The 23823-nt window shown below is 71.4% G+C and carries 25 protein-coding genes and 1 tRNA gene; 3 read left to right on the forward strand and 23 right to left on the reverse strand.

What is annotated here, in order from left to right; genetic code table 11:
- Nucleotides 1-48: 48 nt before the first annotated feature.
- On the forward strand, nt 49-1311 hold the full coding sequence (locus ABZ406_RS18920) for an acetyl-CoA C-acetyltransferase (RefSeq protein ID WP_357763024.1): 1263 nt from the start codon (nt 49-51) through the stop codon (nt 1309-1311).
- A 12-nt stretch (nt 1312-1323) separates the two neighbouring features.
- Here the strand turns inward: ABZ406_RS18920 and ABZ406_RS18925 are convergent, their stop codons facing one another.
- From ABZ406_RS18925 to ABZ406_RS18940, 4 genes are all read right to left on the reverse strand, one after another.
- The gene (locus ABZ406_RS18925) at nt 1324-1644 is read right to left on the reverse strand and encodes a hypothetical protein (protein ID WP_357763027.1); all 321 of its coding nucleotides are present in this window, start codon (nt 1642-1644) and stop codon (nt 1324-1326) included.
- A gap of 46 nt (nt 1645-1690) precedes the next feature.
- Nucleotides 1691-2449: a Bax inhibitor-1/YccA family protein gene (locus tag ABZ406_RS18930; protein WP_357763030.1), complete on the reverse strand. Its 759-nt coding sequence runs from the start codon at nt 2447-2449 to the stop codon at nt 1691-1693.
- 135 nt (nt 2450-2584) lie between these two features.
- Nucleotides 2585-3400 carry a Bax inhibitor-1/YccA family protein gene (locus ABZ406_RS18935; protein WP_357763033.1) on the reverse strand — a complete coding sequence of 272 codons (816 nt, stop codon included), beginning with the start codon at nt 3398-3400 and terminating at the stop codon, nt 2585-2587.
- Nucleotides 3401-3505: 105 nt separating this feature from the next.
- Nucleotides 3506-3586 (reverse strand) — tRNA-Leu (locus tag ABZ406_RS18940).
- 101 nt (nt 3587-3687) lie between these two features.
- Here ABZ406_RS18940 and ABZ406_RS18945 point away from each other — a divergent pair.
- Entirely contained in the window at nt 3688-5547 is a 1860-nt protein-coding gene (locus ABZ406_RS18945; protein ID WP_357763036.1) for a hypothetical protein, read from the forward strand.
- Between the two features lie 54 nt (nt 5548-5601).
- Here ABZ406_RS18945 and ABZ406_RS18950 read toward each other — a convergent pair whose 3' ends face one another.
- The 17 genes from ABZ406_RS18950 to eno all read right to left on the reverse strand — a co-directional run bounded on the left by ABZ406_RS18950 (nt 5602) and on the right by eno (nt 20166).
- Nucleotides 5602-6933 carry an NAD(P)/FAD-dependent oxidoreductase gene (locus tag ABZ406_RS18950; protein WP_357763038.1) on the reverse strand — a complete coding sequence of 444 codons (1332 nt, stop codon included), beginning with the start codon at nt 6931-6933 and terminating at the stop codon, nt 5602-5604.
- Nucleotides 6934-7035: 102 nt separating this feature from the next.
- Nucleotides 7036-7596, reverse strand: a complete 561-nt coding sequence (locus ABZ406_RS18955) for a hypothetical protein (RefSeq protein ID WP_357763041.1) — start codon at nt 7594-7596, stop codon at nt 7036-7038.
- Nucleotides 7593-9023: a DUF58 domain-containing protein gene (locus ABZ406_RS18960; RefSeq protein ID WP_357763044.1), complete on the reverse strand. Its 1431-nt coding sequence runs from the start codon at nt 9021-9023 to the stop codon at nt 7593-7595. Before ABZ406_RS18960 ends, ABZ406_RS18955 begins: the two co-directional genes overlap by 4 nt.
- A complete protein-coding gene (locus ABZ406_RS18965) occupies nt 9023-10030 on the reverse strand; it encodes a MoxR family ATPase (protein WP_357763047.1) in 1008 nt (335 codons plus the stop codon). The genes ABZ406_RS18960 and ABZ406_RS18965 overlap by 1 nt, the downstream gene beginning before the upstream one ends.
- Nucleotides 10030-10614: a hypothetical protein gene (locus ABZ406_RS18970; protein WP_357763050.1), complete on the reverse strand. Its 585-nt coding sequence runs from the start codon at nt 10612-10614 to the stop codon at nt 10030-10032. Before ABZ406_RS18970 ends, ABZ406_RS18965 begins: the two co-directional genes overlap by 1 nt.
- Nucleotides 10611-11396, reverse strand: coding sequence for a DUF4129 domain-containing protein (locus tag ABZ406_RS18975; protein WP_357763053.1), 786 nt, complete (start codon nt 11394-11396; stop codon nt 10611-10613). Before ABZ406_RS18975 ends, ABZ406_RS18970 begins: the two co-directional genes overlap by 4 nt.
- A gap of 22 nt (nt 11397-11418) precedes the next feature.
- A complete protein-coding gene (locus ABZ406_RS18980) occupies nt 11419-12132 on the reverse strand; it encodes a uracil-DNA glycosylase (RefSeq protein WP_357763352.1) in 714 nt (237 codons plus the stop codon).
- Between the two features lie 19 nt (nt 12133-12151).
- Entirely contained in the window at nt 12152-12838 is a 687-nt protein-coding gene (locus tag ABZ406_RS18985; RefSeq protein ID WP_357763056.1) for a dienelactone hydrolase family protein, read from the reverse strand.
- Between the two features lie 200 nt (nt 12839-13038).
- The gene (locus ABZ406_RS18990) at nt 13039-13449 is read right to left on the reverse strand and encodes a hypothetical protein (protein WP_357763059.1); all 411 of its coding nucleotides are present in this window, start codon (nt 13447-13449) and stop codon (nt 13039-13041) included.
- A 407-nt stretch (nt 13450-13856) separates the two neighbouring features.
- Nucleotides 13857-14876 (reverse strand): hypothetical protein, encoded by a 1020-nt coding sequence (locus tag ABZ406_RS18995; protein WP_357763062.1) that lies wholly within the window; start codon nt 14874-14876, stop codon nt 13857-13859.
- Entirely contained in the window at nt 14873-15205 is a 333-nt protein-coding gene (locus ABZ406_RS19000; protein WP_357763065.1) for a PadR family transcriptional regulator, read from the reverse strand. The genes ABZ406_RS18995 and ABZ406_RS19000 overlap by 4 nt, the downstream gene beginning before the upstream one ends.
- Nucleotides 15206-15358: 153 nt before the next feature.
- Nucleotides 15359-15637, reverse strand: a complete 279-nt coding sequence (locus tag ABZ406_RS19005; RefSeq protein ID WP_357763068.1) for a hypothetical protein — start codon at nt 15635-15637, stop codon at nt 15359-15361.
- 478 nt (nt 15638-16115) lie between these two features.
- On the reverse strand, nt 16116-17060 hold the full coding sequence (locus ABZ406_RS19010) for a Ppx/GppA phosphatase family protein (protein WP_357763355.1): 945 nt from the start codon (nt 17058-17060) through the stop codon (nt 16116-16118).
- Nucleotides 17061-17108: 48 nt separating this feature from the next.
- A complete protein-coding gene (locus tag ABZ406_RS19015) occupies nt 17109-17630 on the reverse strand; it encodes an amino-acid N-acetyltransferase (RefSeq protein ID WP_357763071.1) in 522 nt (173 codons plus the stop codon).
- Nucleotides 17627-18184, reverse strand: coding sequence for a DUF501 domain-containing protein (locus ABZ406_RS19020; RefSeq protein WP_357763074.1), 558 nt, complete (start codon nt 18182-18184; stop codon nt 17627-17629). The genes ABZ406_RS19015 and ABZ406_RS19020 overlap by 4 nt, the downstream gene beginning before the upstream one ends.
- Nucleotides 18185-18212: 28 nt before the next feature.
- Complete coding sequence (locus tag ABZ406_RS19025; protein WP_357763077.1) at nt 18213-18851, reverse strand: septum formation initiator family protein; 639 nt, start codon at nt 18849-18851, stop codon at nt 18213-18215.
- A gap of 31 nt (nt 18852-18882) precedes the next feature.
- Nucleotides 18883-20166 (reverse strand): phosphopyruvate hydratase, encoded by a 1284-nt coding sequence (eno, locus tag ABZ406_RS19030; RefSeq protein WP_357763080.1) that lies wholly within the window; start codon nt 20164-20166, stop codon nt 18883-18885.
- A gap of 213 nt (nt 20167-20379) precedes the next feature.
- On the opposite strand from eno, the gene ABZ406_RS19035 reads away from it, so the two are divergent.
- Nucleotides 20380-21072 carry a hypothetical protein gene (locus tag ABZ406_RS19035; RefSeq protein WP_357763083.1) on the forward strand — a complete coding sequence of 231 codons (693 nt, stop codon included), beginning with the start codon at nt 20380-20382 and terminating at the stop codon, nt 21070-21072.
- Between the two features lie 13 nt (nt 21073-21085).
- On the opposite strand, the gene ABZ406_RS19040 is transcribed toward ABZ406_RS19035, so the two are convergent.
- Together ABZ406_RS19040 and ABZ406_RS19045 are read right to left on the reverse strand one after the other, a co-directional pair.
- A complete protein-coding gene (locus tag ABZ406_RS19040) occupies nt 21086-22705 on the reverse strand; it encodes a DUF885 domain-containing protein (protein WP_357763086.1) in 1620 nt (539 codons plus the stop codon).
- A gap of 95 nt (nt 22706-22800) precedes the next feature.
- Complete coding sequence (locus tag ABZ406_RS19045; protein WP_357763089.1) at nt 22801-23823, reverse strand: nucleoside triphosphate pyrophosphohydrolase; 1023 nt, start codon at nt 23821-23823, stop codon at nt 22801-22803.

Here is a 23823-nt window from a genome sequence, read left to right on the forward strand (position 1 = left end):
CGCGTCGCCTTCTTCCGCGCCATGTTACTGGCGGGTTAACGTTGGTCCATGCCGATTGAGTCGTCCCGCGACGCCGTCATCGTCGCCACCGCCCGCTCCCCCATCGGCCGGGCGCACAAGGGGTCCCTGCGCGACGTCCGCTCCGACGACCTCGCCGCCACCATCGTCCAGGCCGCGCTGGACAAGATTCCCGCGCTCGATCCGACCACGATCGACGACCTCTACCTCGGGTGCGGCCTGCCCGGTGGCGAGCAGGGCTTCAACATGGCCCGGGTGGTGTCCACCCTCCTCGGTCTGGACACTGTTCCCGGTGCCACGCTGACCCGCTACTGCGCCTCGTCGTTGCAGACCACCCGGATGGCGATGCACGCGATCCGCGCCGGCGAGGGCGACGTGTTCGTCTCCGCCGGGGTGGAGATGGTCTCCCGCTACGCCCGGGGCAGCTCCGACGGGCTGCCGCCCGAGGCGCAGGCACTGGTCGGCGGCGGCTGGGAGAATCCGCGCTTCGGGTCGGCCGGTGAGCGTTCGAAGCGCCGCGCGCAGGGCGGCGCCGAGGTGTGGACCGACCCGCGCGAGGCGGGTGAGCTGCCCGACGTCTATCTGACCATGGGGCAGACCGCGGAAAACCTGGCCCAGGTGCACGACGTCACCCGCGCCGACATGGACGAGTTCGGGGTACGCAGCCAGAACCTCGCCGAGAAGGCGATCGCCGACGGTTTCTGGGCCCGGGAGATCACCCCCGTCACCACGCCGGACGGCACTGTGGTGAGCACCGACGACGGGCCCCGCGCCGGCGTCACCCTCGACGCGGTAGCCGGCCTGAAGCCGGTGTTCCGCCCGGACGGTCGGATCACCGCCGGTAACTGCTGCCCGCTCAACGACGGCGCGGCCGCCGTGGTGGTGATGAGCGCCGAGCGGGCCGAGGAGCTCGGGCTCACCCCGCTGGCCCGGATCGTCTCGACGGGTGTGACAGCCCTGTCGCCGGAGATCATGGGTCTCGGGCCGGTGGAGGCGTCCCGGCAGGCGCTGCGCCGGGCCGGCATGACTATCGACGACGTCGACCTCGTCGAGATCAACGAGGCGTTCGCCGCGCAGGTCATCCCCTCCTACCGCGAGCTGGGCATCCCGGAGGAGAAGCTGAACGTGATGGGTGGGGCCATCGCGGTCGGCCACCCGTTCGGCATGACGGGCGCCCGGATCACCGGCACCCTGCTCAACGCACTCGAGTGGCACGACAAGACCATTGGCCTGGAGACCATGTGCGTAGGCGGTGGCCAGGGCATGGCGATGGTGCTCGAACGGCTCAACTGAGCCGAGCTGGCCTCAGAGCGCGCTGCGGGTCGCCGCCACCTCGGCGGCGGCCCGGCCCAGCGCCTCGTCTCCCGGGTCGGCGGCCAGCAGGTCCGCCGTGACCACCCGCAACTGGTCGGGCAGGGCCAGGTCGTTGTCGAGCCGGGGTACGACCCGGCGCGGCCCACCCTCGGCGTCGGCGGCCAGGTTGGCCACCTCCTGCACGAGGCGGTGCACCAGGTCGGCGCGGGACACGTTGCCGGTGGTCGCGGCCGCCGCCCACCGGGGCTGCTGCCAGTGGGCGATCTGACGGACCAGCAACTGCACGGCCTTGTCCAACTCCGCTGCGCTCATCGACGACGAGTCTACGGCCGACACCCACCGCACCGGGTCAGGCCGGTCAGCGGCGCAGGTAGCTGAGCAGCCTCAGCAGCTGCCAGTAGAGGAAGACCAGCCCGGTGAGCAGGCCGAAGGCGCTCAGCCACGCGTACCGACGGGCTCGACCGTCGCGCACCGAGCGTTCGACGAGGTCGAAGTCGAGGATGAAACTGAACGCCCCGGCGATGATGGCCACCACCGAGAAGGCGTACGGCACCCAGCCGACCTGCCCACTGACGCTGTAGACCGCCAGGCCCGGTCGTCCGGTGATCAGGTACGACACCAGGTTGACCACACTGAGCACGGCGATGCCGAGCAGGGTGCCGATCACCAGGCGGGCCAGCCGGGGCGTCGCCCGGATCACCCGGGCCCGGTAGAGCGCCGCCATGCCGAGGAAGACGCCGAAGGTGCCGGCCACCGCCTGCACCACGATCCCCGGGTAGACCTGCTCGAAGGTGCGGCTCGCCACCCCCAGCAACAGGCCCTGAAGGATCGCGTAGCCGACGATCGGCACCGGGTTGGTGATCGCTCGCAACGAGATGACCAGGACCAGCGCGATCGAGGCGAGCGCGCTGCCGGCCAGCGCGGCACCCAACCACACGGCGTCGGGGATCACCGCCCAGGACACCGCGGCGGCCGCGCCGGTGACGAGAAGCAACCCGACGGTACGGACCACCACGTCGTCGACTGTCATCGGCTCGACGTCGCGGGCACCGAGCACCCGGGCCTCCACCCGGCCGGTCTCGTCCAGCCGGTTGAGCACCGGGTTGTTGCTGCGCACCGCCGCCTCCTTCGCCCGCGTACCCCCCGAAGTCACTCTGCCCCGGGCGGGCCGGTGGTGGCGGACAAACGGCGCGGACGACGGCGCCCGCCCCCACCGGAGTGGAGACGGGCGCCGTCGGCAGTGCGGACGAGGTCAGTCGTCGCCCTGGAAGTAGCTCAGCAGGCGCAGGATCTCGATGTAGAGCCAGACCAGGCTGACCAGGATGCCGAACGCGGCCACCCAGGAGTAGCGCTGCGGCAGGCCCATCCGGACGCCGTCCTCGATCTCCTTGAAGCTGAGCACGAAGCTCAGCGAGGCGACCACGATGCAGACCAGGCTGAAGCCGATGGCCAGAGGGCTGCCGTCACGCAGGCCGGTGTTGACGCCGAACAGCGCCAGCACCAGATTGATCATCATGACCGCGAACAGGCCGACCATCACCGCGATCATGCCCTTGACGAAGGCCGGGGTGGCCCGGATGACCTTCGCCCTGTAGAGCATCGCCATCAGGAAGAAGATGCCGAAGCTGGCCGCGGCGGCCTGGAGCACGATGCCGTCGTAGGCGGTCTCGAACGCCTTGCTGACCATGCCGACGAAGACACCCTCGACGACCGCGTACGCGATCACGAGCGCCGGGTTGGCCATCCGGGAGAACGAGATGATCAGCCCGAGGACCAGGCCGACCACCGCCGCGCCGATCCAGGCGGTGCCGACCAGCGCGTCGGGTACGAGCACCCAGGCGGCCGCGGCGGTGATGCCGAGGATGCCGAGCAGTGCGACCGTCTTGACGACCACGTCGTCGACGGTCATCGGCGCCACGGTCGGCGGTGCGGCCGGGTAACCGGCCTGGGACGGGTACTGCTGGGGAATGCCGGGCTGTCCGTACGGCCCAGCCGGGGCGTACCCGGCGGAGCGCTCCCGCTCGGCCGCCTGGCCGAGCCGGGCGAGCACCGGGTTCGAGGTCTTCACTGTCTGGCCTCCCTCAGGGGGTCGTTGCACGTGAACGTGCCCTCCAAGAGTAAACGGCGTAGCCAAGTCCTGGAGATCACGAATGAGAATGTGTGAGCCGACCGGTGCCCGGGGCGGGGGTCGAACCCGCATGCCTTTCGGCAGCCGCTTTTAAGGCGGCCGTGTCTGCCTTTCCACCACCCGGGCGAGTGGCACCGGCGCGCCGACACGCCTGGTGCAGTGTCACCGTAGCCGGTCTGCGGCGACCCGGCGTACCCCGCCGGCCCGGCCACATTAGGGTCGATGCCGTGAGCAGCGCAGCCCCCACGGCCCCCGACGCCGCGCCTGAGCAGGCATTCCGCCTCGCCGATCAGGTCAACCGCCGACCCCGGGCCACCCGGCTGCTGGCCGCCGTCCGCCGCCATCGAGCGGATCTGCTGGCCGCGTTGATCTTCGCGGTGCTGGCCGGCTGGCTCACCCACGGGCTGTGGCCCGACCCGGGAGGCCGCATCCTGGCGCTCAATCCGGAGGACCAGACCCTCTACGAGTGGTTCCTGGCGGTGGACTCCCGCGCGCTGCTCGGCGACTTCGACCTGCTCACCGACCGGCTCAACGCGCCGGACGGCGTCAACCTGATGGCCAACACCACTGTCATCGCACTCGGCGTCCTCTTCGCGCCGGTCACCCTGCTGCTGGGCGCGCCGGTCACCTTCGCGCTGCTCGCCGCCGCCAATCTGGCCGGCACCGCCCTCGCCTGGTACCTGCTGTTCCACCGGACGCTGCGCGCCCGCCGGGTCGCCGCCGCACTCGGCGGTGGGCTGTGCGGATTCGGACCCGGCATGGTCTCGCAGAGCAACAGTCACCTGCACATGACCGCCCAGTGGCTGGTACCGGTGATCGTCTGGTTGGTGGTGCGACTGCTGCGGGCGGCCGACCCGGGGCCTGGGACACCCGACGGGACCAGCCGTACCCGAGCCACCGGGCCGGATCGGCGGCGGCTGTTCACCTCCGCGGCGGGGCTGGCCGGCGCGGTCACCGCCCAGGTCTTCATCGGCGAGGAGGTGCTCTTCCTCGCCGCGATCACGCTGCTGGTGATGGCGATCAGCTACGGCGTGGCGGACCGGGACCTGGCGCGCAGGGCACTCCCCGGCTTCGTCGGCGGGCTGGCGATCGCCGCCGGGCTCGCCCTGCTGGTGCTCGGTTACCCGCTGTGGTTCCAGTTCGCCGGGCCACAGGGCGTCGCGGACGGCATGTTCACGCCCGCGTACTTCTCCGCCGATCTCAGCAGTTGGTGGACGCTCTCCCCGCTGTCGGTGGCCGGCGGCGACGAATCCGCCCGGCTGACCACCGGCCCCGCCGAGTACAACACGTTCCTCGGCTGGCCTCTGCTGCTCGTCACAGCGGTCTGCGCGATCCTGGCCGGGCGACGCCGGCTGGTCTTCGCCTGCGTCGTGGCGGGTCTGGTGATGGGGGCGCTCTCGCTCGGCCCGGAGGTGGTGCTCGGCGGCACCAGGACGGCGATCCCCGGTCCGTACGCCCTGATCGGTGGGCTGCCCGTGGTGGACGGGGCGCTGCCGATGCGGTTCGCGCTGGCGTTGCTGCCGATCGTCGCGACGCTGCTGGTGCTCGCTGTCGACCGTGCCCTGCGCAGCTCCGGTCGGGCGCGGCGGCTGGTGCCACTCGCCGTCGGGGTGGCGCTGTTACCGATCTTCCCGACTCCGCTGCCGACCGCCGGGCGACCGGCCGTGCCGGAATTCATCACCGGCGGCCACTGGCGGCAGTGCGTACCCCCGGGCGGGGTGCTGGTTCCGGTGCCGCTGCCCACCCCGAAGGAGCCCTGGCCGATGCGCTGGGCGACCGCCGCCGACGCCGGTTTCGGGACGCCGGAAGGTTTCTTCATCGGCCCCTACGGCAGGGGCGGCACTGCGGCGATGGGCACCTTCAAGCAGCCGACCTCCGCACTACTGGCGGATGTCGCCAAACGCGGCGACCAGCCGGCCATCGGGGACGAGCAGCGCCGCCAGGCCGCCCGCGACGCGGAATTCTGGGGCGCGTCCTGCGTGGCGCTCACCGACGACGCCCCCCACGCCGAAAGCCTGCGGCAGACCCTGGAACAGCTCTACGGCCCCGCGACCCGGATAGCCGACGCCTGGACCTGGCGCGTCTGACGCCACAACCCCGTCGATCGCGCACGATCGACGGGGTTGGTGGGTAGGACTGGGTCAGACGCGGGGCGCGCCGACCGGCTGGGAAGCCTCGACGAACTCCTCGCGCGGGTCGTGCAACTGGCCCAGGGCGACGACCTCACGCTTGAGGAAGAACGCCAACGACCAGTCCACCACCACGCGGACCTTGCGGTTGAACGACGGGATCCGGCTCATGTGGTACGTCCGGTGCATCACCCACGCCGGCCAACCGGTCATCTTGATCCCGTAGACCTGGGCCACGCCCTTGTGCAGGCCGAGGCTCGCCACACTGCCGACGTGCTTGTGCTTGTAGTTCACCGGCTCGCGACCCCGGATCACCGCCGCGATGTTGTCGGCCATCCGGGCGGCCTGACGCACCGCGTGCTGGGCGCTCGGAGAGCAGAAGTTGCCCGGCTCCTTGGTCAGGTCCGGCACCGCCGCGCAGTCACCGGCGCTCCAGGCACCCTCGAGCACCTGGTCACCGTCGACCACCTGAAGGGTGGGCAGGCAGGTGATCCGCCGACGGTCGTCGCGCGGGAAGTCCGTCGAGTCGAGCATCGGCGACGGCTTCACGCCTGCCGTCCAGACGATCGTGTCGGAACGGAAGCTGTCACCGTCGGAAAGCTTGACCACCCCGTCGACGCAGGACTCGAGCCGGGTGTCCAGCCGGATGTCCATGTCCCGCTTCAGCAACTGCTGCACGGTGTAGGCACCCATGTCCCGGTCGACCTCGGGCAGCACCCGCTGGGTGGCCTCGACCAGCACCCAACGGACCTCGTCCTGCTTCAGCTCCGGGTAGTAACGCAGCGCGTCGCGAGCCATGTCCTCCATCTCGGCGAGCGCCTCGATGCCGGCGTACCCACCACCGACGAAGGTGAAGGTCAGCGCCGAACGGCGGACGTCCGGATCCGGCGTGGCGGCCGCCACGTCGAGCCGATCCAGCACATGGTTGCGCAGATAGATCGCCTCGCCGATGGTCTTGAACCCGATGCCCTGCTCATGCAGGCCGGGGATCGGCAGGGTGCGGGAGACCGACCCCGGGGCCACGATCACGTGATCGTAGGTGATCTCCCGGGCCGGGCCGCTGATCGGCTGCACGGTGGCCACCTTGCGGTCGTGCTCGATGCGCGTGACCGTACCGGCCACCACCTTGCACCGCCGCAACTCCCGCCGCAGGGGCACCACGGAGTGCCGCGGGGAGATGTTGCCCGCCGCCGCCTCGGGCAGGAACGGCTGATAGGTCATGTGGGGTTGGGGGTCCACCACCATGACCTCAGCCTCACGGGAGCTGAGCTTCTTCGACAGGCGCAGTGCGGCGTACAGACCGACGTGCCCGGCACCAACCACAAGGATCCGCTTCGGATTCACGTCGTCTATCTTTCCCCGGCCGGCTCAGGTAATCCCGCTCGCGCCCCCCATCTGTGACGGAGCACAACCCATGTGACCTGCGTAACCCTCAGATCGCAGGCGTCACCGGCGTCGCAGCAGCCAGCCCAGCAACGCTGCCGTCCCCACCGCCACCAGCAGCCCCAGCACCGTGACCCACTGGTGCCCGGCTCCCCCGCCCGACCCCGCCGCCTGCAACAACAGCACACCGAGTACGGCGGAACCCAGCAGCACAGCCGCCGACCGCACCAACCAACGACTGATCAGCTCGGGGTCCACCACCGCGTCGTACGGCAACAGCGCGGCCAGCGCGCACAGGGTGTGACCCAGGTAGAGCAGGGCCGCGACGGCGAGCAGCCGCCAGAGGGCCACCGGACGGCCGTACCCGTCGGTGGCGAGCAACCAACCGCCGACCGTCACCAACGCCGCGAACGTCGCCCAGATCCGACGAGGACCGACAGCGGGCAACAGGGCGGCTACCGCCAAAAAGAGGATCGGTCGGCCGGCAAGCACCTCGGCGGGAAAGGCCAGGGCGAACCCGGCAAGCACGATGACGAAGATCGAGGCCCGGACCAGCAGCGGGGCCGCGCTGACGCGGGTGACCGCGTTCTGGGCCGCCCGAACCCGCTCCACGACAGCCTTCACCGGCCACCCACCCTTGGGGCGGTCGCCAACCGCGCCACGTCCCGCAGCACCAGGTCCAGGCTGCCGGCGCCGGCCCAGCGCACCACGGGTACGCCGTGCTCCCGGAGCTGCCCGATCATGATGTCCCGATCGAGGCGCCACAGCCGGTACGCCACCTCAGCCCAACCCCGGTCCTTCGGCGACGCCAGGTCGGCGGGCAACGTGTCGACAGCCACCACGAACCGCCCACCACGGGCCAACCGGGCGAGCATCTGCGCCGACCGCTCGTCAAGCAACGGGGTGAGCACCACCACCAACGCGTCCGAGGAGAGCAACTGCGGGCCGAACACCTGGTCGTACGGCTCGTGCGCGGACGCGTGCACCCGGACGTCGAGCAGCCACTCCAGAACGGTCAGGTACTGCCGCCGCCCAGCGGCCGGCCGGAGCCGGCGGGCCGCCGGCCCGTACTCCAGCAACGAGACCCGGTCACCTCGGTGCAGGTAGTGCTCGGCTATCGCGGCGGTGGCCCGGACCGTGGTGTCCAGCACCGAGGCGGCGCCGTCCACCCCACCGGATCGGCCCGCCTCGGCGAGCACGTCGAGCAGCACCACCACCTCCGCGTCCCGGTCGGAGAGGGTGGCCGCCACATGCAGTTGCCTCGCCCGCAACGAGACCCGCCAGTCGATCCGGCGCAACCGGTCGCCCGGGGCGAAGACCCGTACGCCTGCCAACTCGCCGCCCTCGCCGGGCCGGCGGGAGTGGTGCGCCCCGACCAGGCCGGCGGCCCGGGGCATCGCCTCCACCGCCTCGAACGGCTCGGTCCGCGGGTACACCCGGATCCGGACCGGCTCGGTGATGACCGCCCGGGAGACGAGCAGACCCCCGGCCGTGGCGACCCGGGCACCGGCGGGGCCGATCGGGTGGCGGCCCCAGCGCAGGGCCTTGCCGGCCAACTCCAGGTCCACAGCGGCACCGGTCGGCACCGAGGTCACGAACGGCCGGTCCGCTGGGGAACGGCGCCCGGCGTTGTCCGGGGTCGCCGGTCCGGCGCCCGGCTCCCCACCGTCGACGGTTTCGTCGCGGACGAAGCCGGCCCGGTCGATCCGCAGCCACGGGGACACGCGGGTCCGCATCACCACAAGGTCGTAGTCGACAGTGTCCGGGTTGCCGACGCTCACCGCCGCCGTCACGTCACCGCCCTCGACGAGCGGCCCGCCGTCACTCTCACTGATCCACACCTGCGGCAGCGCCGTGGGCCGCCGACGCAGCGCGTACGCGGTGCCCAGCGCGAACGGGGCGGCGAGCACGATCAGGTCCACCCGGCCCAGCAGCACGCCGGCCACCAGCAGCAGGCCGGCGAGCAGCACCGCACGGCCGAGCGCCGGGGTGGGCGCCCAGCCGGCAGCCGGTTCCGCTTCGGTGGCACTCGGCACTGTCGGTCCGGTCATCAGTGCCGGGGCCCGCCGGCGGCGTAGCTGGGCAGGGCACCACTGGCCGGGGCGGGAGTCGCCTCCAGCACCTCGCTCACCACGAACGCCGGGTCGACCCGCCGCAACCACATCTCCGGGCGCAGGGTGATCCGGTGCGCGAGGGCGGGCGCCGCCACCGACTTGACGTCCTCCGGTACGACGTAGTCCCGCCCGCCGAACACGGCGCGAACCCGGGCCAGCAGCAGCAACGCCAGCGAACCGCGAGGTGAGGCACCGACGAGCACCGACGGGTGCTCCCGGGTGGCCGCGGTGAGCGACACGATGTAGTGGCCGATGGAATCCTCCACCACCACGTCCTCCAGGGCGGCCTGCATGGCCCGCAGCGTCGCCGCGTCGACCACCGGCTTGATGTCCGCCTCCTCCCGGCGACGGCTCATCCGACGGCGCAACACCTCCCACTCCTCCTCGTGCTGGGGGTAGCCGAACGACACCCGCAGCAGGAAACGGTCCAGCTGCGCCTCGGGCAGCGGGTAGGTGCCCTCGTACTCGATGGGGTTGGCGGTGGCCAGCACGTGGAAGGGCTCGTCGAGCTTGTAGGTGACACCCTCCACCGACACCTGCTTCTCCTGCATCGCCTCCAGCAGCGCGGACTGGGTCTTCGGCGGCGTCCGGTTGATCTCGTCGGCGAGGAGCAGGTTCGTGAAGACCGGGCCGGCCCGGAAGGTGAAGTCACCGTTGCGCTGGTCGTAGAGGAACGAGCCGGTGACGTCGGCGGGGAGCAGGTCGGGGGTGAACTGCAACCGACGGAAGTCCAACCCGAGGGCCTGGGCGAACGAGCGGGCGGTGAGCGTCTTACCGAGCCCCGGCAGGTCCTCCAGGAGGACGTGTCCGCCCGCGAGGATGCCGGCGAGGACCAGCTCCAACGCGTCCCGTTTGCCGACCACGACGGTGCCGACCGCGTCCAGGACCGCCCGAGCCAGGTGCCCGACCTCGGCCGGGGCAATGCTTCGGTCCACGTCGTGCATCAGATGCTCTCCAGTTCGGCGACGATCACCGCGAGGTCGCGCGGTGACGGGGTGCGGCGAGGCGGGGTCTCCAGGAACGTCCACAGGCGCTCACCCAGCAGGGCGCGGGCGCGCGCGGGATCCGACTCACGGGTGACGCCGTGTTTCAGCCGCATCCGTTCGTCGGCCAGCTCACCGAGCCGGGGCAGGACACTGCCGGTGAACCGTTCGGTTTGGTTCGCGGACCAGTCGAGGGGCCGTTCCCACTGGTTGATCGCGCTCCGTAGCGCGTCCCGGGCGCCCCAGTTGTAGCTGCCGTCCTCCTCGCCCGCACCGACCCGCCCACCACCGGGCGGCGCGGGCGGCGGTGCGAGCAGGCTGGTGACCCGGCGCACCGCGAGCACGGCGAGCACCCCGGCGATCAGCACGGGCAGCGACACCTGGAGGCCCACCGCGCGGAAGCCGACGAGCAGGACCGCGACAATCGCGGCGGCCCACACGAGTGAGCGCAGCACCGGACGCCACCGGGAGTCGCGCTCCTGCGGACCGGCCGGCGCCGCCTCCTCCTCGAACGCAAGCAGGTCGTCGATGCTGGTGCTGCTCACGAGGTGACCACCGCCGTCAGCTCTCCGCGCAGCCGGCCGAGCGCGGCACGGGCCTGGTCCCGGGTGCGTTCGCCGACCGGGTGGGTGGCGTACCGGGCCTCCCGGTAGACGTACGCGAACTCGGCCAGCACGTCGGTGCTGGCGATGGCCGGAACGCCCGCCGCCGAGTCACCCTGCAACAGCCGGCTGACCAGGTCGGTGGGGGTGTCCCCGGCGAACCTCGGCACCCCCGCCGCCGCGGCGGTCTCCTCCAGGCGCACCCAACAGGCGATCACCGCCACCCGAGGGTCGGTGTCCCGGTCGTCGAGTTCCACCAGGCCGGCGTCGAGGGCGGCCACCACCTCGCGGGCGGTGCCCTCGGCGGTGCGACGGGCCCGCTGCGCCGGCAGTGTCCGGCTGGTGCGGCGCAGTGCGCCCCGGACCAGGATCCAGCTGAGGTAGCCGATTGCGGCGAGGATGGCCAGCCCGAGCAGGACCACCGCCACAGTGCCGACCCACTGTGGGATGTGCGCCTGGGTGGCCTCGCCGGCGTCGCGTGGCTCGATCGGGATGGACGGCGACGGCTCGACGGTCGGGTACTCGGGGACCCACGGAACGTTGTCCGCCGCCGGCGGGATCCGACTGGCACCGATCGACGAGTGGGCGGAGGCCAGCGCGGCACCGGCGAGCAGTGCGGCGACCGTGCCGACCGGCCACCAGCGGCGGAGCAGGCCGAGCACCGGAGGCAGCACACCCGACTCGGCGGACGGTGCCGGCGTGGGCGGGCGTGTTCCGTCTGTCATCGCCACCACCCCACGCGTCGTCTCAGTCCACTCCGGCCAGCTGTTTAGCCTGGCCGAAGACGTCGTCCAACATCCCTGGTGTCAACCGCCCGGTGAAGGTGTTCTGCTGACTGACGTGGTAGCAGCCGAGCACGTCCGGGGCGTCCGTGCCGGACCAGTGTGCCCCATGACCGAACGCCGGTCGCGGGCTGGGCGGGCGCTGCCCGTACACCGCTCGGAGCACCGGCCACCACGCGGCCCAGGCGAACGCGCCGAGCGCGACCACGACGCGCAGCGTGGGCCGGATCAGCGTGACCTCGCGGTGCAGCCAGGGTGCGCAGGTGTCCCGTTCGGCCGGGGTCGGTTTGTTGTCCGGAGGCGCACACCTGACCGCCGCGAAGATCCGCAGGTCCCGCACTGTCAACCCGTCGTCGGCGGCGACGCTCGTCGGCTGGTTGGCCAACCCGGCCCGGTGCAGCGCGGCGAACAGCACGTCACCCGACCGGTCACCGGTGAAGATCCGCCCGGTGCGGTTGCCGCCGTGTGCGGCGGGCGCCAGCCCGAGGATGCCGATTCGCGCGTCAGCGGTGCCGAAGCCCGGCACCGGCCGACCCCGGTACTCCTGGTCGCGGAAGGCGGCCCGGCGCGTGCGGGCGACCTCCTCCCGCCACTGGACCAGCCGTGGGCAGGCGAAGCAGTCGCTCACCGCCGCGTCGAGGTCGGCCAGGTCGGTCGCCCGCGGTGCGCGGGCGACCACCTGTTCGGGGGTACGCGTCTCAGCCAAGCTTCGCCCGGAAGAGTTCCAGGGTGCGGGCCCAGGCGCTGGAGGCGGCACGCTGGTCGAACGCCTCCGGCCGGTCGTCGTTGAAGAACGCGTGCGAGGTGCCCGGGTAGTCGTAGAGGTGGCAGTCACCGCCGGCCTCCTCGATGGCCCGACGAGCGGTCTGTACGCCCTCGTCGGTCGAGGTGCCGTCCTCTTCGGAGCAGTGGATGACGGCGGCCTTGCCGGCGTAGTCGGCCCAGTCGGGGCGCATCGACTCCCACGGCAGGACCGGGTAGAAGCCGGCGGTGGCGACGATCCGCTCGGAGATGGTGGCTGACCAGAGGGCCAGGCTGCCACCGGCGCAGAAGCCCACGGCACCGACCTTACCGGTGACCTCGGGCCGCCCGGCGAGATAGTCGGCAGCCCCGGCGATGTCCTTCGCCGCCTCGTCCATCCGCATGGCCAGCAGGAGCCGCTGCGCCTCGTCCGGCTCGCTCGTCGTCTCACCGTGGTAGAAGTCCGGGGCGAGGGCCACGAAACCGGCCTCGGCGAACCGGTCCGCCACCGACCGGATGTGTGGGACGAGGCCCCACCATTCCTGGATGACGATGACGGCGGGGCTGGCCGTGCCGCTGGCGGGTATCGCGAGATACCCCTCGCTCGTGCCCCCGTTGCTGCGGTAGCTCACCATTTCGCCCATGGGCCGTCCTCCTAGCGGTCAGTCATCGTTGGCTGGTCGCCCAGTGGTCCTACGTGCCGGTAGCCTGCCACGCCACGCGGCCCTCGGGAAGACGCCGGAACAGTGGCATTCACCTCCTGTTCGCACCTTGGTGACTCCGGGTACGCCGACGGCGGCGGGGTCTTCTCCCCGCCGCCGTCGGTGCCGATCTACCGCTGTGGTCAGACCTTCTTGGTCAGGCAGAGCACGTAGCCCGTCTTGCCCGGCTCGATGCTGGAGAAGATGTACCCCTCCTGGCCCTCCTTGAAGAACTGGGTGCAGGTGGTGTCGGCCTTGACCTGAGCCTCGGTCTGGCCGTCCACGCGACCGACCACGGTGTACGCCGCGTCGGTGGACGTGCACTCGACGACCTTGGCCCCGTCGACCTTCTCCTGCTCGGTGCCGGTGACTTCGGGCAGCTCGGCGATGCAGTCGCCGGTCTTGGCGGCGGCGGTCTCGTCCTTGTTGAAGAAGTTGCCGATCGCCGAGGCGACGCCGAACTTCAGGCCGGCGATGACGACGATGACGAGGATCGCGCCGACGATGCCGAGGGCCTTCTTCGCACCGGACTTCTCCGCCTTCGGCTCGGTCACCTGCGACGTCTCGGCCGACTGCGTCTCAGCCGGGGGCGTCCCGGTCGTTAGCGGCGTCTCGGTCGACTGCGGCGTCTCAGCCGACTGCGTCTCAGCCGACTGCGGCGTCACGGTCGACTGCGTCTCGGTCGTTTGTGGCGCCTCGGCGGCCGGCTTCGGCTCGCCCGACGGCTGCTGGGGAACGGCAGGCTGCGGCGCGGCCGCTTGCGGCGTCTCGACGGCCGGCTCACTGGTTGCGGCGTCAGACGCGGGGGGCGGTGCGACCTGCTCTGGCACGGGGGTTCCTTCCGAGGGGGTTGAGGAGCAGACGACACCGTAACGATCATTGATTTCCGGTGCCGTCCCGCCCGCCTCGTCCGTTCAGCCATTTCCCAGCCTCACCCGCATGATCCAGTTCACATGGTGGTTCAGCTCGTCGGGGTGGGAGTTGGCGTGTCGCTCGGTGTCACGGTCGGGCTCGCCGGACTCGTGGTCGGCGTTGGCGTCCCGGTCGCTCCCGGTGTGCTGGTCGGCGTCGGTGTGCTGGTCGGCGTCGGTGTGCTGGTCGGCGCCGTGGGTGCGACGGGCACACCCGGGCCTCGGGGCCCGAAGGGCGCCTGGGCCGGACAGAACGGGTACGTCCGCAGCACCGGCTTGTCGGGGGCGTTGAGAGCCTCGTCGCAATTGGGGTAGCCGAGGCGGATCGGGTTGCCGTTTTCGTCGAAGAGGCGGGCGTTCTCCACCAGCCGACCTTCGCTGTCATAGACGAAGACGTCCGTGATCCGGTCATACGGGTTGTCCACCGAGGTCTGGTCGTAGCCGTAGTCGCCGTAGCGCATCCGGTCCTCGGCCTGGATCAGGGCGGCGAACGCGAAGACTGCCAACACCGCACTGCCGACCTGCACCGCCGAGCGCGGCCAACCGGTCAGCTGGGCCGAACGGCGACCGATCCAGATGGAGGCGAGCACGAGGCCGATCAGCATGATCAGGCCCGCGAGCAGCTCACCGCCGAACCTCGGCAGCAGCCCGAAGTCGCCACCAGTGGTGACCACGGTGACCAGCATCGCCGCCAGATAACCGCGAAGCACCCACCAGGCCGGGCGCAGCAGCCGGAGGAATTCGCTCGCCGTCGCGTACCCCAGGGGCGGGCCGAGACGGGTGTCGAGCGTGCGCAGCCGGCCACGGACCTGGGCCATCGCGGTCGCCACCCGCTGGTCGAGGTTGCGCCCACCGCCCGGCGCGGCGCCAGCGGCGGCGCGCAGCTCGGCGGCGTACGTCTCGGGCTCGCCCAACCGCTCCACGAGGGTGCCCTCGGACTCGGCGGCGACCTCGGTGAGGTGGTCGGCGAGATCCTCGGTCAGCTCGTCGCGTTGCGTGGTCGGCAGGTCGGCCAAGGCGGCCCGAACCCGCGCCACGTAGTCGGTGATCTCCTGCTCCGTGACGGTCATGCCGCCAGCCCCCGATCGTCGAGCAGAGTGTCCATTGTGGTGGCGAACGATCGCCAGAGCTTGCCGGAGCGGGTCAACTGGTCACGACCCGCGGCGTTGAGTGAGTAGTACTTGCGGTGCGGCCCGGACTCGCTCGGCACGACGTAGGTGGTGAGCAGGCCGGCGGCGAAGAGGCGGCGCAGCGTGCCGTAGACGGAGGCGTCACCGACCTCGTCCAGGCCGGCCTCGCGAAGCCGGCGCAGGATGTCGTAACCGTAACCGTCCTCCTCTCGGAGCACGGCGAGGACGGCCAGATCGAGCACGCCCTTCAGCAACTGTGTGGTGTCCACGCATTGCACAGTACTGCGTAATGCGCGGTACCGTCAACGAACGGCCCCGACACGCCGCGCCGCACCGGACCTGCGGCGGTGATCGACTCGGTTTTCAGGAAGTCGGGGTGTCCGACGCATCCGGACACCGCGTTTTCAAGGAGCGCGAGTTGATCAAGCATCCCGTGCGGGCGGTTCCGGCGGTTCGGGGCCGCTCGAGTCGCGAGCAGTCCCCCGCGCGGTCCAGCCCACGAACCTGGCGAACATGTCGACCGGGGACGGGCCGGGATTCGGATTGAGCTTGATCAAATCCGCAGTGGCCTCCAAGAGCAGGCCAGCCATGTAGATGCTCAGGCCGACCCGATCCCGTCGATACTCGATCACCAGCAACAGTCGCGCCGGCTGACACGGCCAGGGGGCGGCACACATTCGGCAGAGCCAGAGAGGCCGCATGGGCAGGTGCGGGCGTACGGCCCGACGCTGCCGGTCACGAGGGGGAAGTCCATTCGACGCCGACACCCCCCGATCGTGCTATCGCCGTTGGCGATCGTCAACCCCGATCGCTGTTATCGATCGTCGAGCAATCGCGGGTACCTACCGTCAACCCATGGGCGAGTTCGTTGGGATCGCTGAGATACGAGACATGCTCGGCGGGGTCTCTCGCGCTCGGGCTTCCGTAGTTGCGTCCCGGCGCGATTTCCCGGCTCCCTATCAGGTGTTGCGGATGGGTCAGATTTGGCGGCGTACCGACGTCGAGGAGTGGGTCCGGCAGCACCGGCCTGACCTGACGACGGACTGAAGCGAAGCCCGGCCGGGTCGGGTCGGCGTCAGACCCTCAGGGGCCTCGATCGACTCCGGTTTCAGGAAGTCGCGGTGTCCGAGGCGCTCGGACACCGCGTTTTCAAAGAGCGCGAGTTGATCAAGCGTCCGGCTAGCGCGCGGTGGCTGGCTGGAGGCTCCAGGCGATGCCGTCCAGGATGTCGTGCTCCGAGGCGACCACCGACGGCATCCCGGCCCGCTCCATGATCACGCGGAGCACCAGCGCCCCGGCGCCGATCACGTCGGCTCGGCCCGGGTGCATCACCGGGTTCGCCAACCGCTGCTCGCGGGTCTGTCCCAGCAGCTCCGCGGTCACCCGGGAGACCTCCTCGTACGACACCCGGGCGTGGTGGATGCGCTCCGGGTCGTACTCCCGCAGGCCCTGAGCCAGGGCAACCACTGTGGTGACCGACCCGGCGAGGCCGACCAGGGTGGCGGCCTCACGGCCGGGCACCGCCGCGAGGGCCCGGTCCACCACTGACGCGATGTCGGCCTGCGCCGCCGCGACCTGCTCGGGAGTCGGCGGGTCGCCGGGCAGGTGCCGCTCGGTCATTCGGACGCAGCCGATGTCCACCGAGATCGCCGACCGCACCCCGGCGGCCCGGTCACCGACCACGAACTCGGTGGAACCACCGCCGATGTCGACGACCAGGAACGGCTCCTCGGCGTCGGTGGGGAGCCCGCGCACCGCACCGGTGAAAGACAGCCGGGCCTCCTCGTCGCCGCTGACCACCTCGGGTGCGACACCGAGGGTGGCCTGCACCATCTCGGTGAAATCGGCGGCGTTTGCGGCGTCGCGGGAGGCGGAGGTGGCACACATCCGCACCCGCTGGGCACCCAGTTTCTCGATGTCGGCGGCGTACGACGCCAGGGCCACCCTGGTCCGTTCGATCGCCTCCGGGGCCAGCCGGCCGGTGCGGTCCACGCCCTGCCCGAGCCGGACGATCTCCATCCGCCGGGTCAGGTCGACAAGCGGCGCCTGCGGCCCGGCCGAGGCGTCGGGCAGGTCGGCGACCAGCAGTCGGATCGAGTTGGTCCCGCAGTCGATGGCCGCCACACGCGTCGTCACCCCGCCACCCTACGGCAGCCCACCGACCACCTCAGCTCAGAGGCGCAGCAGCATCCGGGTGTTGCCCAGCGTGTTGGGTTTGACCCGTTCCAGGTCCAGGAACTCCGCGACGCCCTCGTCGTACGAACGCAGCAGCTGTTCGTAAACCGGCTGGGGCACCGGAGCGCCGTCGATCTCGCGGAAGCCGAACGAGCCGAAGAACCCGGTCTCGAAGGTCAGGACGAAGATCCGTGCCACGCCCAACTCCCGGGCCGCGTCGATCAGCTCGCCGACCAGCCGGTGACCGATCCGCTGGCCCCGGCACGACGGGTCCACGGCCACCGTGCGGATCTCGGCCAGGTCCTCCCACATGACGTGCAGCGCGCCGCAGCCGACCACCGCGTCGTCCTCGGCGCGGACCGCCACCCGGAACTCCTGCACGTCCTCGAAGAGAGTGACGGTGGCCTTGCTCAGCAGCCGCCGGTCGTCGGTGTAGGTGTCGACCAGCCGGCGGATGCCCCGCACGTCCCCGGTGCGGGCCCGCCGTACCGTGATCTGGTCCTCGGCCTGGGCACTCATTCGGCTGACGGCACGTCCACGCACGGCCCGGCCGACCACCAGGGTTCGACCAGCGCTGCCGTTTCGTCACCGAACGGGTTGACCCCGGGGCCGGCGCCCAACGCGTGACCCAGGTGCACGTGCAGGCACTTGACCCGGCCCGGCATTCCGCCGGCCGAGATGCCGTCGATCTCCGGCACCTCGCCGACCGCCTTCCGACGGGCGAGGTAGTCCTCGTGCGCCGCACGGTAGTGGGCGGCCAGCTCCGGGTCCGTCGTCAGCCGGTCCGCCATCTCCTTCATCAGCCCCGCCGACTCCAGTCGGCTGCACGCCGCGGTGGCCCGGGGGCAGGTCAGGTAGTAGAGGGTCGGGAACGGGGTGCCGTCGGCGAGGCGGGGGGTGGTCTCGACCACGTCCGGAAGGCCACACGGGCACCGGTGGGCCACCGCCCGGGTGCCGCGGGGCGTCCGGCCGAGCTGCGCGGCCACCGCGGCCAGGTCGGCCTCGGTGGCCGGCTCGCGCTGCGGCAGGGGTACGGATTCCGCCGCCGACTCCGACGGTGGTACGACAGTCACTGTCTCTCCTGGTGCGCTGATCGGTGGGTCACTTGCCCGGCTGCTGGCTGTCGGCTGCCCGCACGCTCGACCAGAGCGTGTCGTACCAGGTCGATGGTCCCGCCGGGGCGGCCGAACCGGCCGACTTCCCGGCGTCCCGGGCGGCGCCCTCCGGGTCGTGCAGCACCACCATCATCTTCTCGCCCGGCCGGCCCATGAAGAACCGTTCCCGGGCCTGCGTCTTGATGTACTCGTCGTCTTCCCACTTGGCGGCCTCGGCGGCGAGCTTCGCGATCTCCTGCTCCTGGGCCGCCTGCGCGGCCTCCATCCGCTCGATGTCGGTCTGCTGGTCGAGGTAGACCCGGACCGGGTAGGTGTAGGCCAGGGCGAGCGCGATCAGGACCGCGACGAGCACCGTGGCCCGACCGGTGAAGCGACGAGGGTGGGGTGCGGCGAGCCGCTTCACGGCACCACCGGCTGCGGTACGCCGAGCGGCGGCCGGACGATTCGCGGAGCGCACGCCTTCGGCGCCCCGGGCAGCACCCGGCGCACGACCGGCGGCGCGCGGGTCGGCGCGTACGCCGGTCTCCCGGACCGATCCCCGCGTGGCGCGCCCGCCGCCCGGCCGACCGGACTGACCCGGCCGGCGGGCGGGACGCTGACCACCCGGTGTGCGGCGCTGCTGCATCGTCACACCCCTCCCCCGAGGCTTCGTGGGCTCAGGCCGAACGGTAGCGCGGGAACGCGCCAGCGCCGGCGTAGCGCGCCGCGTCGGCCAGCTCCTCCTCGATGCGGAGCAGCTGGTTGTACTTGGCGACGCGGTCCGAGCGGGCCGGCGCGCCGGTCTTGATCTGACCGCAGCCGGTGGCCACTGCCAGGTCGGCGATGGTGGTGTCCTCGGTCTCGCCGGAGCGGTGGCTCATCATGCACTTGAAGCCGGCCCGGTGGGCCAGGTCCACCGCGTCCAGGGTCTCGGTCAGCGAGCCGATCTGGTTGACCTTGACGAGAACCGCGTTCGCCGACTTCTCCGCGATGCCGCGGGCGATGCGCTGCGGGTTGGTCACGAACAGGTCGTCACCGACGATCTGCACCCGGTCGCCGATCGACGCGGTGAGCGTCTGCCAGCCACTCCAGTCGTCCTCGGCGAGCGGGTCCTCGATCGACACGATCGGGTACTCGTCGGCCAGCTTCGTGTAGTAGGTGCTCATCTCCTCGGCGGACTTCGCGGCACCCTCGAAGGTGTAGGTGCCGTTGTCGAAGAACTCGGTGGCCGCCACGTCGAGCGCGAACACGATGTCGGTGCCGAGCCGGTAACCGGCCTTCTCGACCGCCTCGGCGATCAGGTCCAGGGCCGCCGCGTTGGTCGGCAGGTTCGGCGCGAAGCCACCCTCGTCGCCGAGCCCGGTGGAGAGGCCCTTCTTCTTCAGCACGGACTTCAGCGCGTGGTAGACCTCAGCGCCCGAACGCAGCGCCTCACGGAAGGTGGGCGCGCCGATCGGCGCGATCATGAACTCCTGGATGTCGACGTTCGAGTCGGCGTGCGCGCCACCGTTGAGGATGTTCATCATCGGCACCGGCAGGAGGTGCGCGTTCGGCCCGCCCAGGTAGCGGAAGAGGCTCAGCTCGGCGCTGCCGGCAGCGGCCTTCGCCACCGCCAGGGAGACCCCCAGGATGGCGTTCGCGCCCAGCTCCGACTTGCTCTCCGTGCCGTCGATGTCGAGCATCTTCTGGTCGATCAGCCGCTGCTCGCTGGCCTCGTACCCGATGATCTGGTCGACGATCTTGTCTTCGACGTTGGAGACCGCCTTCTCCACGCCCTTGCCCTGGTAGCGGTCGTCGTCACCGTCGCGCAGCTCGATCGCCTCGAAGGCGCCGGTGGAGGCGCCGGAGGGCACTGCGGCGCGGGCGACGGTGCCGTCGTCCAGACCGACCTCGACCTCGACCGTCGGGTTGCCCCGCGAGTCGAGAATCTCCCGGGCGACGATTCCCTCGATGGTTGCCACTAAGTCGCTCCTCGTTGTTGTGATCCGGTCCATGGGTGGGCCGCGACGGTGCGGCTGAGGCAGGTGTTGAACGCAGCGTATCGGGCGGCGCGAACGGGCACGGCGTCGCCCGCGCACCCGGGACACCCCGCGTTGACGGACATTCCCGGATTTCCGGGCGTCAACCGGCAACTGGTTTGCGCTGCGCGGACTGGATCGAGCAGGCTGGTCGCCATGCCCGCCGCCTCGACCACCCTCCGCATGCTCGCCGTGTCGGTCATCGCGTCGCTCACGGTCACCGGCTGTCAGACGTTCGAGGACGCCGGAGTCGCCATGGGCCGCTCGGAACTCGTCAACGACCTCACGGCCCGGCTCGATCGGGCCCTGGAGTTGACCTACTCGGCCGACTACCAGTTGCCCGGCGGCCAGCGCGCCGCGATCGTGCAGGCGCAGGACCCGGCGCGATCCACGTACGCCTACCCGGGTGGTCGACTCATCGTCACCCCGGAGGCCATCACCAGGTGCACGACGACCGGCGCCCGCCAGGAGTGCACGCTCGTCGCCCCGCCCACACCGGGCAGCAAGCCCACAGTGACGCTGTTCGGCGAGGCCAACCGGCAGGGTCTCGTCACGCCGCCGGTGGTGGTCGGGCTCCTCACCGCCGCCGCGCTCGACCCGCAGGCGGTGATCAAGCAGAGTGACACCACAGTCGCCGGGCACCACGCCGCCTGCGTTGCTGTGGACAGCTCGTCCGGCGACTTCACCGCCTGCGTGACCACCGAGGGTGTGCTCGGCAGTTTCACCGGGCCGGTCGACGGCAAGCCGATGGAGCTGGCGCTCAGCGACTACTCCACGACCGTCGACGAGGGCGCGTTCGACCCGCCCGCCGACGCCGGCGTGGTGGACCGCCGCCCCGGAGGCTCCTGACCCGCCCGGCCCGTCAGAGCCCGAGCAGGGTGCGCAGGTGGCGCGGGGGCGGGCAGTCGTGGGCGAGCATCGCGTCGTGCCAGTCGCGGGCCGACACCCCGTCCGGGCGGGCGGCGGCGATCTCGGCCATCTCGCTGTACCCGACGAAGTAGGTGGAGAGCTGGGTGGAGGTGAGTTGCGCGCGCCGCCACTTGCCGGCCGCCTCACCCTCCTCCTGGAAGCCGCGCCCGGTCATCAACGCCATCGCCTCGGCCTCGGGCAGGTCCTCGGCGTGCACCAACTGGTCGAGCAGCGCGTTGATGGTCATCCGCAGTTGCATCTTGAGCTGCTGCAACCGCACCGGCAGGCCGCCGAAGCCGAGCCCCGTCATCACCTCCTCCGCGTAGACCGCCCAGCCCTCGATGAACGGGCCGGACTCGGCCAGCGCGCGGACCCGCGTGCCACCGACGTAGCGGCGGGCGTGAGCGAGCTGGAGGAAGTGCCCCGGCATCGCCTCGTGCACGGTCAGGTTGCGGATCATGTGGTCGTTGTACTCGCGGTAGAACGACTCGACCCGCTGCGCCGGCCAGTCCGACGGGGTCGGCGCGATGCAGTAGAACGTCGGCAGGACGGCGGTCTCCAGCGGGCCGGGCGCGTCGCAGTACGCCACGGCGACGCCCCTGGCGAACTCCGGCATCTCCTGGATGACGCACCTGTCGTCGATGAGGGTGACCAGGTCGTGTGCGCGGACGAAGTCGGTCGCCTCGTCCAGTGTCACCCCGGCCAGGTCGACGATCGTCGAGTCGTTCGGGTGCTCGGCGGCGAGCAGGTCCAGTGCCCGGCGTACCGATGCGTCGTCGGCCGGACCGCCGACCAGCTCGACGGCCGCCTCGCGGATCTCCGCGGTGACCCGGTCCAGGTTGGCCCACGCGCGACGCTGGATCTCGGCGGCGCCCAGCTCGGTGTCGAGAGTGTGCCAGAGCCGGGCCTCCCAGCGACGCCGACCCAGTCGCGGGTCACGGCCGGGGCCGGTGTCGGCAGCCAGGCCGACGCGGAGCCAGGCGACGAACTCGTCGAGCGCGGCGATCGCGGCGGTGGCCGCCGGCTCGACCCGGTCGACGTGGCTCGGCGCCTGGGCGAGCAGCGCCGGCAGCTCGTCGCGGATCAGTGCGGCCGCGCCGATGAACTGCCCGACCGCCGTCTCCGCGTGGATCCGCGGCATGTCACGCAGCGTCGCGCGGGCGGTGGCGAGGGCGTCCGGTACGGCGGCGAGCCGGCCGGCCAGGTGGGTCAGCCGCACCTCGGCGGGCGCGTACTGGCGGGCCAGCAGCGGGTGCAGCAGCGGGCCCGGGTTGTGCCGCAGCGGATCCCACTCGTGCGACCGGATCTCGGCCAGCTCGAACAGCTCCCGATCAACGAATGAGGTGAGCAGCGCGTGATCGACCTGCTCGTCGACGTCGAGGGAATCCGGGTCCAGTTCGGACAGCGCGTTGGCCGCGTCGGAGAGCATCGCCCGATCGGCTGTCACCCCGTCCACGGACAGGTCCGGCAGCCGGTCGTCGAACCGGTGGTCGCCGGCCGCTGTGGCAACCCCCGGCCGCGACTCCAACAGTGCCTCGACGACCCGCTCTGCCAGCACCCCAAAGGCTTCCACCCGCCCCACCCTACCGACCGCCGCCCCTCGGCACTGTCGGGTTGATCAAGAGGTTTGCGTGAGGTTCCGGCTGGATGTTGACGCAAAGCCCTTGATCACCGTGGGCTGGCGGGTGAGGGTTCGGGGGTGGGGGTGGGTTCGGGGGTGGGGGTGGGTTCGGCGGCGCGGATGGCTTCGGCGTAGGCCAGCGTGGCGCGGCGGAGGGCCGCTTCGGGGTCGATTCCTGCCTCGCGGGCTGCCGCGACAGTCGCCAGGAGGCTGGCGCCCAGTCTCGCTTCGGCGTCCACCTGACTGTCGGCCAACGGGGGTGGGACCTCGATGCCTCTGCGAGCGGCGCGGCCCAGGATCTGCGCGGCCAGGGCCAGCGCGGGTTGACTCAGGGCCACCCCGTCCAGCACCGAGTGCCGTGCCTTCTCCGCGCGCTTGATCCGCTCCCAGTTCTCGGTGATCTCCTCCAGCGTGCCCGCCTCGGCACCGGCGAAGACGTGCGGATTGCGCCGGATCATCTTGTCGACCAGGCCACCCGCCACGTCGTCGATGGTCCACCGCTCGTCCTCGGGCAACTCCTCGGCGAGCCGCGCGTGCAGCACCACCTGCAACAGGACGTCGCCCAACTCCTCGCGCAGCGCATCGGTGTCGTCGGCGCTAATCGCGTCGTACGCCTCGTAGCTCTCCTCCAGCAGATAACCGGCGAGACTGCGGTGCGTCTGCGCCCGCTTCCACGGGTCGCCACCCGGAGAGGCCAGCCGGTCCAGCACTGCCACCGCGTCGAGCAGCCGGGCACCCGGCGGATCCCACGAGCCGTACATCAGCTCCATCTCGGCCAACCCCGGCTGCCGGGCCAACCGCAGACCCAACTCCCGGGCCAGCGCCTCGTCACCCGCCGGGCCGGCCAACCACACCACCGTGCCGTGCGTCCCGACCGCGTCCAGCAACTGCTGTGTCGCCGGACCGTCCACCACTGTCACCTCGGCGCCCGCCTGGCGCACGGCAGTGGCCAACTCGCTCTCCGCACCGGTCAACACCGGGTGCCCGCGTACGACATCCCAGGCCGCTGAGGTCAGCAGACCGGCCGGCAGTCGGGGTGAGGTGACCAGGAGAACGATCCGCGCGGTCAT

Origin of the sequence: Micromonospora sp. NPDC005710 (assembly GCF_040630995.1) — a bacterium.
Classification (GTDB): domain Bacteria; phylum Actinomycetota; class Actinomycetes; order Mycobacteriales; family Micromonosporaceae; genus Micromonospora.